This window comes from Pseudomonas sp. KB_12 (assembly GCF_052114545.1).
GTDB lineage: Bacteria > Pseudomonadota > Gammaproteobacteria > Pseudomonadales > Pseudomonadaceae > Aquipseudomonas > Aquipseudomonas brassicacearum.
Map to the genome: position 1 here is coordinate 25,792 of NZ_JBFREY010000036.1, position 16,987 is coordinate 42,778.

The window sequence follows — 16,987 nt, forward strand, 5'->3', positions numbered from 1 at the left end:
TGATGTAAAAAGACCCCGGTCCATTGGCCGGGGTCTTTTTTTGCCTGTCGTTCACGATGCAGGCAACGGCATCAGCTCAGCATCACCGTAGAGAATTCCTGCAAGGCCAGTTGCGCCGCAGTCGCCGGCCGGCCCTGATGGGTGCGAACGGCACCGTTGGCATTGGCCACCAACGGTTCGCTGCGCAAGCGCGTCATGAACCCGCGCGCACGTATCGATACCGGATCAGAGCCCTGCTTCGCCCTCGCCAGTACCGGTATGTAATAGCGCTCGACTTGACTCTGCGAGGTCTTGAACACTGAGGTGACACCACTGCGCAGATCCAGCGCAACACCATAGTTATTCCCAAAGCAGGAAGAATACGACCAGTGATCCCAGGTGGGCTGCAGACCCTGGCGCCTCATCACCAACCGGACCGGCTCGCCAATGTCGGCCCCCGTCAGCCAGTCCCCACCCACCAGCGTGGCACGAATGTCCTTGGGCGATCCCCCCAGGCGCCGCGTCACATCGCGAACACTGCGCTCGATCAGCGTGCGGATGTTGTGATCAAAATGAATGACCGCCCCGACCTTGGTGGTCGGGTTGTACAACGAAGCGATCACGCACGTTTGCGCATTCAGCGAGAACAGATAATTGTCCGCCGCCTCGCTGAACCTCGCCACCACGGCTTCGCCCTGCAACGCCCCCCTCGTCACGTCCGGGAAGACATGCCCGGGAAACGCCTCCCGCAGCTCCCCCACTCGCCCGAGGTTGCGCACATGGTCGTTGCCGCCTCTCAAGCCAACCTTGTTATGGGTCCATTTGCCATTCGCCAGCCTGCGGATGGGCAGCTTGTACAACGCGCCGGGACGCCTGGCATCCACCAGGCATAACCCGCCAAAGTAGGGATCCTCCATCACCTGGTAGTACCGGCCCTTGCTCTGGATGTAGTGAGCGCCTCGCGGTTGCGTTGCGCTGGACGGGCTGCGATAGGCGCCAAAAAAAATCCCCTCCTCGGTCACCGGCTGCAAGTGCTCCGGTGTTCTGCTGACCGCCTGCTGCGGCTTCAGGCGTATGGGCGGGATCACCGGCCCAGCCTCTTTGGCGATGCCCGATGTCGCGCGCCTCAAGCGTTGAGCGGACAACGACAGCGGTTTCACCGCAAGCTTCAGGTTCCTGGCCGCGCGCCCTAGCAGCGTGGCCATGCTTGCGGCACCGAGCGTGGCGAACAGCGTCCCCCAGGTCGCGGCCAGCCAGTGGCCAAGCGCGCCTTCCGTGTCGCCCTGCCCATGCGCCTCGACCGCCTGCCCGGCGCTGACCGCCACCAAGCCAATGTCCAGCAACAAGGCAAACGGGGGGTAGACCATGCACACAGGAGCCGCCGCGAAGATCAGGCCCTTGAACACCTGATCCCTGATCATTTCGGCACGACTTGTGGTGATGTCCTCCACATCGGTGACAGCGCGCTCGATGCAGGCATCGAACTCAGCACTGATGTCCATGACCCGATTGAATTCGCGCACTGTATCGACGCGCGTGCTCCCGTTCGCCAGAGCCACCAGCGAACGTCCTGCAGCGGCACGCGCGCTCAGTGCGACCCGCTCCAGTAGGTAATGATGCAGTTGCGCGGCGATGCTCCCGGAGAAGTCCAGGTACTTGCGAAACAGGATCCCGTCCGGGGCGTCGGGTGTGTACAACCAGTAAAAAACCTTAGGGTCGAAGTAGGTGAAAACGTAGACCCCTTGCACGACGTGACCGCCGACGGTCAACTTGATCACGCCTTCGCGCGCCACGGCAGCGCCGGGGTGCGTGGCGCTGTTCACAGGCCTCCCATCGCTCAGCAGCGTGACTTGCCGGGTGAGCCACTGGAATTCGTCGGTGTTCAACATCGACTTGCCGTGGGCCACACGCAGGTCGCGATCCATCCGGGCCAACACCATGTAGCGGTAAGCCTCGCGGCGTTTCGAATACTCAGGGTCCTTGGCATCGAGAAAGCTGGCGCGGATGTGCTTGGCATATTGTTCCCCCAGGTAAGCCACGCGGATGTGCGACGCCAGTTCGGCGCTGCGAACCTGCTTCAAATCCTGCCCGACAGAAGAACGCACGCCTCTTGCGGGGTCGTCGATATCCGAGTTGTGCTCGTATCCAAAAATGGCAAGGTCCAAGAGGCTGGCGGTTTTTTTCTCGGCTGCCAGCCCTGGGCTGTAGTCGATGAGCACAGTGGCCGGATCGACCGCTTCAAGCACGCCCTTGCTACGCAGGTACGGCGCAATCAAATGGGCGAAGGTGCGCTTGGCGAAGTCGATGAAGACTTCATAGTCGACCAGTTGGTCATCGAACACCTGCCGCTGAACCAGAAACTCCTGGTTCAAGCCGCTGATGTTGCGCCGGGACTCAAGCGGCAACGCCGAGTACCAGCGAGGCGACTCGTTCAGTTCCACTTGCGTCAGGTTATTGGCCAGGCCGGTCAAGACCGCGTTCTGAAGACCGGCCCTGAAACCGCTGACCGCCCCCCTGAGGTCTTTGCCCAGGTCCCACGAGGCTGGTTTTTCCGCCACGCCAGCAAAGTATTCCCGGGCCCGCCCATGATCGGTCGCAGAGAGTTGCTGCAGCAGATACTCGCGACCGGCTTCGTTTTGGGTCCAGGCACCGACCTCCCCGCTCAGCGCCCGAAGCGAGGTCAATTCGACCCATTCCTGGCCATCGGGTTTGCCGGGGGCATACAGCAGCAAGCCGCTGACGTCGTCGCCCAGGTCTTCGCGGTAGAACAGAAGAAGATCGGCACACTTCAGGCCATTGGGAAGCACCAGGCTGGCGGCTGGCGTCGCGACGTCACTCTCCCATAGGGCATGGAGAGCGTCATGGCCGGTCGCCGACAACTGGCCCGCACAACGCGCGATAAACGCACTGTGCTGCAGGCGCGCCAAAAACCAATCGAACATGGCCTCTTTCAGGTCAGCCCGTTCGTATCGGTCGGCCAGCGCTTGCAGGTACCCGGCAGGCGCATCGACGTTCGCCAGCAATCGGCCAATGAAGGCTGGCGAAAGGGACTGGTTACGCAGCATGCCGCCATTTTCCACCAGGAACACCGACACTGCGTCCGGCCGTACCGGGCCTGCCGCCACCAACTCACTCAGGTTGTAGGTGTGCACCGGCTGGCCCATCACCGTTCGCCACTGTAACTGCACGCGAATGCTGTCGGGTTCGACCAGCATGTCCAATTCATCCCTGGCATAGTCCCTGGCCAATTGCCGAGCGAAGGCCCGCAGCGAAACCAGGTCATCGACCAGTTCATCGACTTGTACCTGCGCCAGCGCGGCCTGGTTTTCAAGCGCCCGCAGCCGTTCACGATCCGGATTGCTCAAGCCCCGCAGCCAATGCGGCAATTGCAATCGCGCGAGCGCTCCAAGATCCCGCCGCTCGCGGGTTGTTGCCAACGCGGTCAAGCGACTCGCCTGGCGCCAGGCGTCCTGAAGCTCTTCGATCTGTTCTCGCAATTCATCGACGTCCAGGCCGGCCAGATGGTCAGGCTGGAAAAGCCCGTCGACCGCAACCCCATGCTCATCGAGTTTTTGCCTGAGCAACGCTTCGAGCGAGGCATCCTGCGACGCCATTCGCCAATGCCGTCGCAGATAATCCTTGTAGTGACTGACAAACCTCAGCGCCGCACTTTCCACCGCCTGGGCAACGCACTCGCGGCGCTCGGGGGCAAATCCCAGGTCCACCCCCTCGGGCCAACGGTAGGGCAAATCCTGCTCTTCGTCATAAACCACAGGCGCCTGGTCGATCATGCGCTGCAACACCGTGTCGAGCAGGGTGCCAATGAAGTGTGGATCGATGTTGCCTTGGTGATAATGGGTGCGCAGCTCGACCAGCAGGTACTCTTCCAGCACCTCCAGCAAGCTCATCTGGGTTTGCAGTCGCGCGTCGATAGCCACCTGCCAACGCGTCAATTTCTCCAGGGTCATTTGTGCAGTCGCCACCTGCGGGGAAGAGACCGGCCCCGTGCGCGCCATGTTGCTGTGCCGTTCGGCAGTGATGTCCATACACATTCCTCCCTGCTGTGTGGACCGGCACCTTATCCGCCCGGCGATACGCCCATGGCATACATATATATATCGAAACACCCACCCGGACGGCACGAGACTCGCTTATCCACTTTGGCGGCGACCTGGCGTACACTGCGCGCCTTTGCAGCCCTGCGCTGCCCCCTGTAGATTTTTTTCCAAAGGTGCCCGCCATGCCTTGGCTGCAAGTACGTCTGGCCATCAGCCCGGAACAAGCCGAAACCTACGAAGACGCGTTTCTTGAAGTAGGCGCCGTATCGGTAACCTTCATGGACGCCGAAGACCAGCCGATCTTCGAGCCGGAGCTCAACACCACCCCGCTGTGGTCCCACACCCACCTGCTGGCCCTGTTCGAAGGCGGTACCGAGGCGGCCAGCGTACTGGCCCATCTCGAGCTCCTGACCGGCAGCCCGCTGCCCGAGCATCACAGCGAAGTGATCGAGGACCAGGACTGGGAACGCAGCTGGATGGACAATTTCCAGCCAATGCGTTTCGGCCAGCGCCTGTGGATCGTCCCAAGCTGGCATGCCGCGCCAGAGCCTGACGCAGTCAACCTGCTGCTGGACCCGGGCCTGGCGTTCGGCACCGGCACCCACCCGACCACCGCACTGTGCCTGGAATGGCTTGACGGCCAGGACCTGAAGGGCTGCAACGTACTCGACTTCGGCTGCGGCTCGGGGATCCTGGCGATTGCCGCACTCCTGCTGGGTGCCAGGGAAGCAGTCGGCACCGACATCGACGTCCAGGCCCTGGAAGCCTCCCGCGACAACGCCGGGCGCAACAACATTGCCGAAGCCCTGTTCCCGCTGTACTTGCCGCAGGACTTGCCACAGGTCCAGGCCGACGTGCTGGTGGCCAACATCCTCGCCGGCCCGCTGGTGTCCCTGGCGCCGCAACTGTCGAGCCTGGTCAAGCCGGGCGGACGCCTGGCGCTGTCGGGCATCTTGGCCGAACAGGGTGAAGAAGTCGCCGCCGCTTATGCCGCGGACTTTGACCTGGACCCGATCGCCAATCGCGATGGCTGGGTGCGCATCACCGGACGTCGGCGCTAGAATGACCGCCTGTATCCACCGGATTGCCGCATGACTGACAGCTTCGTCACCCAGTGCCCGCATTGCCATACCCGTTTTCGCGTCAGCCATGCTCAATTGAGCGTGGCCCGCGGGGTGGTTCGTTGCGGCTCGTGCCTGCAGGTGTTCAATGCCGCACGACAGTTGCTGGAACAACGCACTGCCAAGCAAGCGGCACCTGCCGTCGCGCCGCCCACCAAACCTGCCGTCGAAGCCCCGCCCCGGGCGATCAGCCAGAAACAATGGAGCGCCGCCGAGCTGGATCTGGATGACCTGGACAAGGAACTGGCGCGCCTGGAGCGGCGCGACAATCGCGCGCCCGGAAATACCGGCCGGCGCCGGGAAGACAACCTGAGCGCGCAACGCGACTCGCTCTCCAGCGAACAGCAAGCCTGGGATGACAGCCTGTACAGCGAAACCCTGAGCGAACGCGCCGAAACCGTCCTCGATACCCCCTTCGAACCGTTCGAACCCCACGAACCGGTGCGGCCACCGCGTACCGAGCCGTCCCTGTCCCTGGCCCTCGAACCGCTGGAGCCGGACGACGAACCGGTCGCCCCGCTCCGCCTCGCGCCGGACGACGAGCCCGAGGAACACCTCGAACGCCTGTCCGCCACCGACGACCACGACGACGAACCCGAGCCACCGGTGCCACTGCGCAAGTCACGGGAACGCCAGGAGCCGGGAATACGCGCCGAAGCCCTCCACGACCTGGACGACGACCCGTTGCAACTGGACTGGCGCAAACGCCGCTCGCCCTGGGGCCGACGCTTGTTGTGGGGCCTGCTGATACTGCTCGCCAGCGCGGCCCTGGGCGGCCAGTACATCGCCTACCATTTCGAAGAGCTGGCCCGCCAGGACCAGTACCGGCCGTGGTTCCTGCAAATCTGTCCGACCATCGGCTGCGAAGTACCGTCCAAGGTCGACATCGCCAAGATCAAGAGCAGCAACCTGGTGGTGCGCAGCCATCCGGAGTTCAGCGGTGCCCTGGTGGTGGACGCGATCATCTACAACCGTGCGCCCTTCTCCCAACCTTTTCCGTTGCTGGAACTGCGCTTTGCCGACCTCAACGGACACCTGATCGCCAGCCGTCGCTTCAAGCCCGGCGAATACCTGGGTGGCGACCTCGAGGACCGCGGCGAAATGCCGCCCCAGACGCCCATTCACATCGCGCTGGATATCCTGGACCCTGGCCCCAAGGCGGTTAACTACAGTCTGAGCTTCCATTCCCCCGAATGAAGCCGGCCAGGGTCGGCCAATTGACGGCAGCTTTCTGACTGACCCTACCCAGACCAAACCGCTGGCGATAACAAAATAGCTGTTCAGATTTTATCCAATTCGATCTTTATCCAGTCATCGAGAGCGGGTATCATGCCAACCCTTTTTCGAAGTCTCATGATCCGGCCCCACTTCAGGGAAGTCCTATGTCGGCGGTACGCATCGGCCCATATACATTGCAGAACGGCCTGATTCTCGCCCCTATGGCGGGGGTCACCGACCAGCCCTTTCGTCAGTTGTGCAAACGACTGGGTGCAGGATTGGTGGTTTCGGAAATGGTCACCAGCGACATGAGTTTGTGGAACACCCGCAAATCGCGTCTGCGCATGATCCACGAAGGTGATCCCGAGCCCCGCTCGGTACAGATCGCCGGTGGCGACGCGCAGATGCTGGCGGAGGCGGCCCGGGCGAACGTCGAGCTGGGGGCGCAGATCATCGATATCAACATGGGTTGCCCGGCAAAGAAGGTCTGCAACAAGGCCGCAGGCTCGGCACTGTTGAAAGATGAAGCACTGGTCACCGAGATCCTGCAGGCGGTCGTCGCCGCGGTCGATGTGCCGGTGACCCTGAAGATCCGCACCGGCTGGGACCGGGAGAACAAGAATGGCCTGGTAGTGGCGAAGATCGCCGAACAGGCGGGCATCACGGCGCTGGCGGTCCACGGCCGCACCCGTGCCGACCTGTACACCGGCGAGGCCGAGTACGACACCATCGCCGCGATCAAGCAGGCGGTGTCGATTCCGGTGTTTGCCAATGGCGACATCGATTCGCCCGAGAAGGCCCGGTACGTGCTCGACGCGACCGGTGCCGATGGCCTGTTGATCGGCCGGGCCGCCCAGGGGCGGCCATGGATTTTTCGTGAGATCGAACACTTCCTGCGCACGGGCGAAAAGCTCGCGGCGCCGCAGTTGTCCGAGGTGGAACGTATTCTGCTAGAGCATCTGGCCGCGCTACATGCCTTCTACGGAGAAGTCATGGGTGTACGCATCGCTCGCAAGCATGTGGGCTGGTATCTCGCAACCCTGCCGGGCGCCAGGGAGTTTCGCGCCCGTTTCAATCGTTTGGATGGTACACAAGCACAATGCGCCGACGTTCAGGCGTTCTTCGCTGAGCGTTACAAGAGCCTGACAGGGGACGAAGGGGTGGCCGCATGACGATGATGACCGAGACTTTAGTGAGTGGAACAACACCCGTGAGCGACAACGTGAATTTGAAACAGCACCTCAATACGCCCAGCGAAGAAGGCCAGACCCTTCGCGGGAGTGTCGAGAAGGCGCTGCACAATTATTTCGCCCACCTTGAGGGCGCTGCCGTCACGGATGTGTACAACCTGGTGCTTTCCGAAGTCGAGGCGCCGCTGCTCGAAAGCGTGATGAACTACGTCAAGGGTAACCAGACCAAGGCCAGTGAGCTGCTGGGCCTGAACCGCGGCACCCTGCGCAAGAAACTCAAGCAGTACGATCTGCTGTAAGCATTCAATCAAACCAGAAAGGCGCCCGCGTAAAAAACGGTCGCCTTTTTTGCTGACTTCCCTTGCTTTTGATGGAAATTGAAATGACCGACCAGACCACCCGCCTGCCGATCCGCCGCGCCTTGATCAGCGTCTCCGACAAGACCGGGATCCTCGAATTCGCCCGCGAGCTGCAACAGCTGGGCGTCGAGATTCTCTCCACCGGCGGGACCTTCAAGCTGCTGCAGGACAACGGCGTCGCCGCAGTGGAAGTCGCGGACTACACCGGTTTTGCGGAAATGATGGACGGTCGGGTCAAGACCCTGCACCCGAAAATCCACGGCGGGATCCTGGGCCGTCGCGGCATCGACGACGCCATCATGAACGAACACGGCATCAAGCCGATCGACCTGGTAGCGGTCAACCTCTACCCGTTCGAAGCCACCATCAACAAGCCCGGCTGCGACCTGCCGACCGCCATCGAGAACATCGACATCGGCGGCCCGACCATGGTCCGCTCGGCGGCCAAGAACCACAAGGACGTGGCCATCGTGGTCAACGCCAGCGACTACGCCGGCGTGCTGGAAAACCTCAAGGCCGGCGGCCTGACCTACGCCCAGCGTTTCGACCTGATGCTCAAGGCCTTCGAACACACCGCCGCCTACGACGGCATGATCGCCAACTACATGGGCACCGTGAACCAGGCTGCTGAAACCCTGTCGACCGAAGGCCGCAGCGAATTCCCGCGCACCTTCAACACCCAGTTCGTCAAGGCCCAGGAAATGCGCTACGGCGAAAACCCGCACCAGAGCGCGGCGTTCTACGTGGAAGCCAAGCCTGCCGAAGTCGGCATTGCCACCGCCACCCAGCTGCAAGGCAAGGAACTGTCGTTCAACAACGTGGCCGACACCGACGCCGCGCTGGAATGCGTGAAAAGCTTCGTCAAGCCCGCCTGCGTGATCGTCAAGCACGCCAACCCGTGCGGCGTGGCGGTGAGCCCGGACGCCGAGGGCGGCATCCGCCAGGCCTACGAACTGGCCTACGCCACCGACACCGAATCGGCCTTCGGCGGCATCATCGCCTTCAACCGTGAGCTGGACGCCGAGACCGCCAAGGCCATCGTCGAGCGTCAGTTCGTCGAAGTGATCATCGCCCCTTCGGTCACTGAAGAAGCCCGCGCCATCGTTGCCGCCAAGGCCAACGTGCGCCTGCTGGCCTGCGGCCAATGGTCGGCCGACCGTGTGCCGGCCTGGGACTACAAGCGCGTCAATGGCGGCCTGCTGGTCCAGAGCCGCGACATCGGCATGATCGGCAGCGAAGACCTCAAGGTCGTGACCAAGCGCGCCCCGAGCGAGCAGGAAATCAACGACCTGATCTTCGCCTGGAAAGTCGCCAAGTACGTAAAATCCAACGCCATCGTCTACGCCAAGAACCGCCAGACCATCGGTGTCGGCGCCGGCCAGATGAGCCGCGTGAACTCGGCCCGCATCGCCGCCATCAAGGCTGAACACGCCGGCTTGCAGGTACAAGGCGCGGTCATGGCTTCCGATGCGTTCTTCCCGTTCCGCGACGGCATCGACAACGCGGCCAAGGTCGGCATCACCGCCGTGATCCAGCCGGGTGGTTCGATGCGTGACGCTGAAGTGATTGCTGCCGCCGACGAAGCCGGCATCGCCATGGTATTCACCGGCATGCGCCACTTCCGTCACTGATACACCGACCCACTGTGGGAGCTGGGTGGGTGTGGGAGCAAGGCTTGCCCGCGATGCAGGCAACTCGGTCCATCAGGCAAACCGAGGTGATGCTATCGCGGGCAAGCCTTGCTCCCACACAAGCCCAGCTCCCACAGAAAAGCATCTCTGCGATGCTCAACAGAATCAGCGTCATCCGAGGTTTTTGAAATGAATGTTTTGATCATTGGCAGCGGTGGCCGCGAACACGCCCTGGCCTGGAAAGTGGCTCAGGATCCACGCGTGCAGAAGGTTTTCGTGGCACCGGGCAATGCCGGCACCGCCATCGAAGCCAAATGCGAAAACGTCGCCATCGACGTGCTGGCCCTGGAACAACTGGCCGACTTCGCCGAGAAGAACGTCTCGCTGACCATCGTCGGCCCGGAAGTGCCGCTGGTCGCCGGTGTGGTCGATCTGTTCCGCGCCCGTGGCCTGGACTGCTTCGGCCCGACTGCCGGTGCCGCGCAGTTGGAAGGCTCGAAAGCGTTCACCAAGGATTTCCTGGCGCGTCACAAGATCCCGACCGCCGACTACCAGAACTTCACCGAAATCGAACCGGCCCTGGCGTACCTGCGCGAGAAAGGCGCACCGATCGTGATCAAGGCCGACGGCCTCGCTGCCGGTAAAGGCGTGATCGTTGCCATGACCCTGGCCGAAGCCGAAGACGCCGTGCGCGACATGCTCGCCGGCAATGCCTTCGGTGACGCCGGTTCCCGCGTGGTGATCGAAGAGTTCCTCGACGGCGAGGAAGCCAGCTTCATCGTCATGGTCGATGGCAAGAACGTCCTGCCAATGGCCACCAGCCAGGACCACAAGCGTGTCGGCGACGGCGACAGCGGCCCGAACACCGGCGGCATGGGTGCCTACTCCCCGGCCCCGGTGGTGACTGCCCAAGTACACCAGCGCGTCATGGACCTGGTGATCTGGCCGACCGTGCGCGGCATGGCCGAAGAAGGCAATGTCTACACCGGTTTCCTCTATGCTGGCCTGATGATCGACAAGGCTGGTAACCCAAAAGTCATCGAATTCAACTGCCGTTTCGGCGATCCTGAGACCCAGCCGGTGATGCTGCGCCTGCAGTCGAGCCTGGTCCTGCTGGTCGAGGCCGCACTGGCCCAGGCACTGGACAAGGTCGAAGCCCAGTGGGATCCGCGTCCAAGCGTCGGTGTCGTATTGGCGGCTGGCGGTTACCCGGGCGACTACGCCAAGGGTAGCGCGATCCAGGGCCTGGAGGCCGCGGCTCGCCTGGAAGGCAAGGTCTTCCATGCAGGCACGGCGTTGAAGGATGGGCAAGTGGTCACCGCCGGCGGTCGTGTGCTTTGCGCCACCGCCATGGGCGCCAGTGTCGACGAAGCTCAGCAGCAGGCCTACAAGCTTGCCGCCGAGATCGACTGGGAAGGTTGCTTCTACCGCAAGGACATTGGCTACCGCGCCATTGCCCGCGAGCGTGGCGAAAATCTGGAATAACCCAGCCATTCAGCCAGGCAAGGGTCTGCGGCCCTTGCCTGACTGTTCCGGCGCCGCGCATAGTTATAATCTGGCATCAACCTACGAAGGGATTTCGCCGTGCGCTGGCTCAGGATTGCCATAGGCCTTACCGTCACCTTGCTGACGCTGCTCTGCATGCTCCCGGCCCAGGCCGCGCCAGGCAGTGGCTGGGCGGTATTGCTCGACGAACAGGGCGACCTGACGCTGAGCGACATCCGTTCTGCCCGCTACACCAATCAATTCAGCCCCATCGACCTGGACCGCCTCAAGGCCGCCGAGCCCGGCGGGGCATTGTGGTTGCGTTTCCGCCTGGCCCCCGACCGGCATGAACAGATCCTGCGCATCTTCGCGCCCGACCTGTCGCGCCTGAACCTCTACGTGCTGGACGGCGACGCCCTGGTTGACCAGCAAGTCAGCGGCAATGCCACGCCGCACACCGAACCTGCGGTACCCAGCAGCGATTTCATGCTGCCCTTGCCGCGCAGCGACAAATCGCTGGACGTCTACCTGCGACTGTCCTCGCGCCATGAACTGCGCCCCTACATCACCTTGCAATCGGCAGTCATGGCCGCGGCCGATCAGAACCAGACACTGATCTATGGGTTGCTGTTCGGCTGCATCGCCATGCTGGTGCTGCACAACCTCACCCGCTATGCCTACACCCGTTCACGCAGTTGCCTGTGGCTGGCAGCCTGTGAAGGACTGCTGATGCTCAGCCTGGCGCTGTTGCTGAATCTGGCCGGACCCTGGCTGCCCGACTGGCCAGCCGTCCAGACGCCCGGAGCCTACCTGGCCTTGTTGCTGACTGCGCCCTGCGGCTTGATGTTCGCCTACCGTTTCTTCGCACCCCTGGGGCCGCACCCGTTGAATCGGCTGCTGCTGGGGGACATCGTGCTCGTCATGCTGTGCAGCCTGTTGCTGTTGTTCGTCAACACGCTGCCGCTCAATATCATGACCTACGCCCTCGTGGCCCTGGCCGGCCTGAGCATGCTGCTCGTCAGCGCCTGGCACTGGCAAAAGGGCTACCGCCCGGCCCGGCTGTTCGTCGCGGCCATGGTGGTCTTCAACCTGGGCACGCTGATTATCCTTCCGGCACTGCAAGGGCTCACGGAGGTTGCTCCCCAGGGCTTGATCATCACCCTGCTGATCTTCATCTGCATCAGCGGCCTGTTGATGAGTGTCGCCCTGGGCGAGCGCCAGCGCTCGATCAACGAAAGCCGGTTCAGCATCAGCCGCGACCTGGCGGCGAGCAATGCCGAGATCAATGCCAAGGCCGAGTTCCTGGCCAAGATCAGCCACGAGATCCGCACCCCGATGAACGGCGTGCTGGGCATGACCGAGCTGCTGCTGGGTACGCCGTTGTCGGTCAAGCAACGCGACTACGTGCAGACGATCCACAGCGCCGGCAATGAGCTGCTGACCCTGATCAACGAGATCCTCGACATCTCCCGGCTCGAATCCGGGCAGATCGAACTGGACGACGTGCAGTTCGACCTCAATGCACTGATCGAGGATTGCCTGAGTATCTTCCGTGCCAAGGCCGAACAGCAGAATGTCGAGCTGATCAGTTTCATCCAGCCCCAGGTACCGCGAGTGATCAGCGGTGACCCGACGCGGCTGCGCCAGGCGCTGCTGAGCCTGCTGGAAAACGCCCTGAAGAAAACCGACGAGGGCGAAGTGCTGATCGTCGTCGCCCTCGACGAGCGCAGCAATCAGCCGCGCCTGCGCATCGCCGTGCAGGACAGCGGGACGCCGATGGACGCCGAAGAGCGCGACACGCTGATGCACGCCGAACTGCACAGCAAGAACTTCCTGTCGGCCACGCGCCTGGGGGGCAACCTGGGCCTGGTCATCGCCCGTCAGTTGATCATCCTGATGCACGGGGAATTCGGCATCAAAAGCGGCAGCAACCAGGGCAGTACCTTGTGGCTGACCCTGCCGCTGGACCCGGATCGCCTCGAACATCCGACTTCCGACCTCGATGGCCCGCTGCAAGGGGCGCGGGTATTGATCGTCGACGACAACGACACCTGCCGCAAAGTACTGGTGCAACAGTGCAGCGCCTGGGGCCTGAACGTCAGCGCCGTGCCATCGGGCAAGGAAGCCCTGGCGCTGCTGCGCACCAAGGCGCACCTGCGCGATTATTTCGACGTGGTGTTACTGGATCAGAACATGCCAGGCATGACCGGTATGCAACTGGCGGCCAAGATCAAGGAAGACCCGAGCCTGAACCACGACATCCTGTTGATCATGCTCACCGGTATCAGCAACGCGCCGAGCAAGATCGTGGCACGCAACAGCGGGGTCAAGCGCATCCTCGCCAAACCGGTGGCCGGCTATACCCTCAAGACCACCCTGGCGGACGAGCTGAACCAGCGCAACCGGGGCCAGGCGACGAATGTGCAGGTGAACGCCGGCCCTCCCCTACCGGTAAAGGTGCCGAGCGATTTCCGCATCCTGGTGGCCGAGGACAACAGCATTTCCACCAAGGTCATCCGCGGCATGCTCGGCAAGCTCAACCTGCAACCCGACACCGCCAGCAACGGCGAAGAAGCCCTCAAGGCCATGAAGGAGCAGCGCTACGACCTGGTCCTGATGGACTGCGAAATGCCGATCCTCGACGGGTTTTCCGCCACCCAGCAATTGCGCGCCTGGGAAATGGGCAACCAGCGGACCCGCACTCCCGTGGTGGCGCTCACCGCGCACATCCTGGCCGAGCACAAGGAACGCGCCCGCCAGGCCGGGATGGACGGCCACATGGCCAAGCCGGTGGAGCTGTCGCAGCTGCGTGAGCTGATCGAACACTGGGTGGCCCAGCGCGATCAGCAAAAACCGACTGCATCGACTTATTGAACCGAGCCAAGCCTGCGGGAGAGCACGCCTCAGAGTTCCAGGGCGCTGAGGTAGGTGGACGCTTGGGACATCACCGAACGTTTTACCTTTTCCCTGAAGGTGGCGTAGTACAGCGTATTGAAGTTGATGAAGGTCATTCGCTCGACACTGTTGCGCACCCAGTCGCCGCGCTCGATGAACAAGAATCGAGACGTCTGTCGACGCAGCTGGAACTGGCAGTGATAGACGCCCATTGCAATTCGATGGGTGCCGTTCGGCACGCAGGGAATCATCTGGAAAATGCCTGTGTCGCGCGACAGGCTGGTTGATTCGAACAGCTCTAGCGCTTTGGGATTGCTCTCCAATGCCACCAACGCACCACTGGCCGGGGCATGAAAAGCTTCGCCAAGACGAGCCTCGATATGTTGTGTCGCTCCCACCCCCATCGGACCTTCAATGGCCGGCAGCGTCTGCGGGCGCGGTACGTCCCAGCCCAGGAATCTGAGCTGATTGCAGTAATAGTCGAACCAGTGACCAGACAACCCGTCGCGATAGGCCGCCCAAGTGGCCCGTTGCGCATACATCGTGCTCAAGTACACATCTTCCCGATGGGAATCAGGTAGACCGGCAGCGAACGAAACGACACTGCCGCCAACGACTGCGGCAGATGGAATCGGCCCCCTCATCTGCAGACCTCTTCGGCAGGAAGAACACCTGCATCATCGATAGCCTTGGTGATATCGGCAATGGTGTCGCCGACGACAGCCGCAACCTTACGGGCGATAACCTCACGGGCAGGGGCGAACAATGTTTCGCTCAGTTGCACGCGGAAATAACGTGCCGTCACACAGCCGTCGATGTCTTTGCCATCAAAGCACTGCCTCCAAGGATTGGCCTCGATCACTTTCACTGTGTCGAATTGCAAATAGACACCTGCCATCGAAACAGGGCTGTGCGCCACGATCACCAACAAGCGCACGGGGCTGGACGATGAAGGGCTCTGCGGCGGATCAGGTTCGTTGTGTTTTTGCATATGCTTGCGCAGGATACTCAGCGCTGGCAGCGAGCCGGGTAACGCTGCGACACGGTCCAACACCGCCATGATCTGCTGTTGCTGATCCGGACGATCGTCCAAGGGTATTGCTGCAACCCACTCCAATGGCGAGCTAGTCCCTTCTTGTTTCGGTAGCAGGTCCTTTCGCCGCTTGGCACCTGATATCCAGGCGACACCCAGGACGTCCATATAACTACCGTACCAATCAGCGCTTGGTAGGCGTTGCAGATTTTTGTTAGCCACCAATTGCGCGAGCAAGACCGAGTTCATCAGGTCGTCAATTGCCGCGTCCCGCACAATGGAGGGAACTAAAACAATCGCCGCCGCGTTAACAAAAACCGAATATGCCTTGTCCATGCTTTTATTCCTTTTGAAAAAAAGGCAACCGACCCTCCGGCTGCCTTATTGAAATGAAGCTTAGATTTCGTATTCTTCGATCTTGCTTACGGCATGATTACCCAACCTGCCAATAATGATGCCCCGGGTGCGCTCGACAATACTCGGAACTTTCCTGAAAACCGACTCACCTTTATACAACTTCACTTCGCGACTGCTCCAATCTGCAAACAGGACCTGGGTCGCGCTGTTGCGCCGGATAAAGCGCACGGTGCCAAGCAACATGCTGACTTCACCATCAATCTCGACGCAGGTACCGGCCGCCATTCCGCCCACCCCATGCTCCAGCAGGTTTCGTTCAAAAAGAGTCAGCGTCTTTTCTTTCTTCTGCAAGGCAGTAATCGCACTGTCAGCGACCTTCAGCAGCAACGCCGAAGCCGCGCTTCCAAGGGCAATACCCGACACTACGGACGCGAGGATGTCCAACACCAGTTTGTCCATCCGCACGGTGTTACCGGCAATGCTCAGGTCATCATAGAACCGCTGGGTAGCGACCCAACCGGCATTCGTCATGACTTCAACAAACTTGTAGTACCACTCTCGTCCTTGGGATTCGAGAGGGTATTGCCTGTTGGCGACCAGGGAAGCAAAGAGAAAAGCATGCTGCGCGTCTTCTTGATGCTGGGGAGAAAGACCACCGGCGAAGGCCAGGATGCCTTCACCGACAACCGACCCCTTCGCAGGGGGCTCGATATCACCCGAATACAACGAGCGGGGACTGACATCGGGATAAATATCATAACTTTCCAGGCGCGCCACACAGGCGGCCACACTGCTATCACACACTTCAAAACTCATAAGTTACTCCTTAAGTTATAAAGCAAGTCACTCCATGACCTGCGACCCCACACTAACCAACTCAATCAGGCACAACAACACCTGACTTGTAACTTCAAAATAAAAGTCAACCCAGCAACATTAATAAAACAAACTCAAAACAACCCTTCGAATAAAAAACGCCCCGCCATTACATCCAATCAAATGCCGACAGTCGATTCAGAGGCTGATAGACTCCAGCGATGTCTTTCGCAATGAGTCTGAACCATGCTCCACGTGCTATTCAGCGTGTACCTCAAGATGCTGGTGCTCTATAGCCCCTTCTTCGTGCTGTCGTGTTTTATCGGGCTGACTCGCGGCTATTCGCGCAAGGAACAACGCCGCCTGGCCTGGAAGGTCGCGACCGCGACGTTGGTCTCCAGCGTGTTGCTGTATTTGTTCGGACGGGTGATTTTCAGCGTGTTCGGCATCACCGTGGATGCCTTCCGTATCGGCGCCGGCAGTGTGCTGTTCATTTCGGCACTGGGCATGGCCCAGGGCAAGTCGGCCGTGCAGACCGACAACGTGCAGCAGGACGTGACCATCGTCCCGCTGACCATTCCATTGACCGTCGGCCCCGGCACCATCGGTGCCCTGCTGGTAATGGGCGTGAGCCAGCCGCACTGGGACGACAAACTTATGGCCATCATCAGCATCGCCCTGGCGAGCTTCACCGTCGGCGTCGTGCTCTACCTGTCCAGCCGTATCGAACGAATCCTCGGCGACCAGGGCTTGCAGATCGTCAGCCGCCTGATGGGGCTGTTTGTCTGCGCCTTGGCGGCGCAGATCATTTTTACCGGGGTGAAGGGCTACCTGGTGCCGTAAAA

Annotated in this window: 12 protein-coding genes; 8 read left to right on the forward strand and 4 right to left on the reverse strand. The window is 61.4% G+C overall.

The features are described from left to right. Nucleotides 1-71: 71 nt before the first annotated feature. On the reverse strand, nt 72-4,025 hold the full coding sequence (locus AB4Z20_RS23695) for a type III effector 1 (RefSeq protein WP_442090685.1): 3,954 nt from the start codon (nt 4,023-4,025) through the stop codon (nt 72-74). 194 nt (nt 4,026-4,219) lie between these two features. On the opposite strand from AB4Z20_RS23695, the gene prmA reads away from it, so the two are divergent. The 7 genes from prmA to AB4Z20_RS23730 all read left to right on the forward strand — a co-directional run bounded on the left by prmA (nt 4,220) and on the right by AB4Z20_RS23730 (nt 13,915). Next, a complete protein-coding gene (gene prmA / locus AB4Z20_RS23700; protein ID WP_013692161.1) occupies nt 4,220-5,098 on the forward strand; it encodes a 50S ribosomal protein L11 methyltransferase in 879 nt (292 codons plus the stop codon). Between the two features lie 30 nt (nt 5,099-5,128). Beyond that, the gene (locus AB4Z20_RS23705; RefSeq protein ID WP_253471361.1) at nt 5,129-6,355 is read left to right on the forward strand and encodes a DUF3426 domain-containing protein; all 1,227 of its coding nucleotides are present in this window, start codon (nt 5,129-5,131) and stop codon (nt 6,353-6,355) included. 185 nt (nt 6,356-6,540) lie between these two features. Next, nucleotides 6,541-7,548 (forward strand): tRNA dihydrouridine synthase DusB, encoded by a 1,008-nt coding sequence (gene dusB, locus AB4Z20_RS23710; RefSeq protein WP_253471358.1) that lies wholly within the window; start codon nt 6,541-6,543, stop codon nt 7,546-7,548. Next, nucleotides 7,545-7,865 (forward strand): DNA-binding transcriptional regulator Fis, encoded by a 321-nt coding sequence (fis, locus tag AB4Z20_RS23715; RefSeq protein WP_003186237.1) that lies wholly within the window; start codon nt 7,545-7,547, stop codon nt 7,863-7,865. Before dusB ends, fis begins: the two co-directional genes overlap by 4 nt. Before the next feature lie 83 nt (nt 7,866-7,948). Beyond that, nucleotides 7,949-9,556, forward strand: a complete 1,608-nt coding sequence (gene purH, locus AB4Z20_RS23720; RefSeq protein ID WP_253471356.1) for a bifunctional phosphoribosylaminoimidazolecarboxamide formyltransferase/IMP cyclohydrolase — start codon at nt 7,949-7,951, stop codon at nt 9,554-9,556. 189 nt (nt 9,557-9,745) lie between these two features. Next, on the forward strand, nt 9,746-11,041 hold the full coding sequence (gene purD / locus AB4Z20_RS23725) for a phosphoribosylamine--glycine ligase (protein WP_253471354.1): 1,296 nt from the start codon (nt 9,746-9,748) through the stop codon (nt 11,039-11,041). A 99-nt stretch (nt 11,042-11,140) separates the two neighbouring features. Further along, nucleotides 11,141-13,915, forward strand: a complete 2,775-nt coding sequence (locus AB4Z20_RS23730) for a hybrid sensor histidine kinase/response regulator (protein WP_253471352.1) — start codon at nt 11,141-11,143, stop codon at nt 13,913-13,915. Nucleotides 13,916-13,944: 29 nt separating this feature from the next. On the opposite strand, the gene AB4Z20_RS23735 is transcribed toward AB4Z20_RS23730, so the two are convergent. From AB4Z20_RS23735 to AB4Z20_RS23745, 3 genes are all read right to left on the reverse strand, one after another. Beyond that, on the reverse strand, nt 13,945-14,478 hold the full coding sequence (locus tag AB4Z20_RS23735) for a hypothetical protein (protein ID WP_442090691.1): 534 nt from the start codon (nt 14,476-14,478) through the stop codon (nt 13,945-13,947). Nucleotides 14,479-14,576: 98 nt separating this feature from the next. Then, a complete protein-coding gene (locus AB4Z20_RS23740) occupies nt 14,577-15,305 on the reverse strand; it encodes a hypothetical protein (protein ID WP_253471348.1) in 729 nt (242 codons plus the stop codon). 60 nt (nt 15,306-15,365) lie between these two features. Further along, a complete protein-coding gene (locus AB4Z20_RS23745; RefSeq protein ID WP_053177932.1) occupies nt 15,366-16,142 on the reverse strand; it encodes a hypothetical protein in 777 nt (258 codons plus the stop codon). A gap of 246 nt (nt 16,143-16,388) precedes the next feature. Here AB4Z20_RS23745 and AB4Z20_RS23750 point away from each other — a divergent pair, with 246 nt between their 5' ends. After that, nucleotides 16,389-16,985, forward strand: coding sequence for a MarC family protein (locus AB4Z20_RS23750; protein WP_003186248.1), 597 nt, complete (start codon nt 16,389-16,391; stop codon nt 16,983-16,985). Nucleotides 16,986-16,987: the final 2 nt, after the last annotated feature.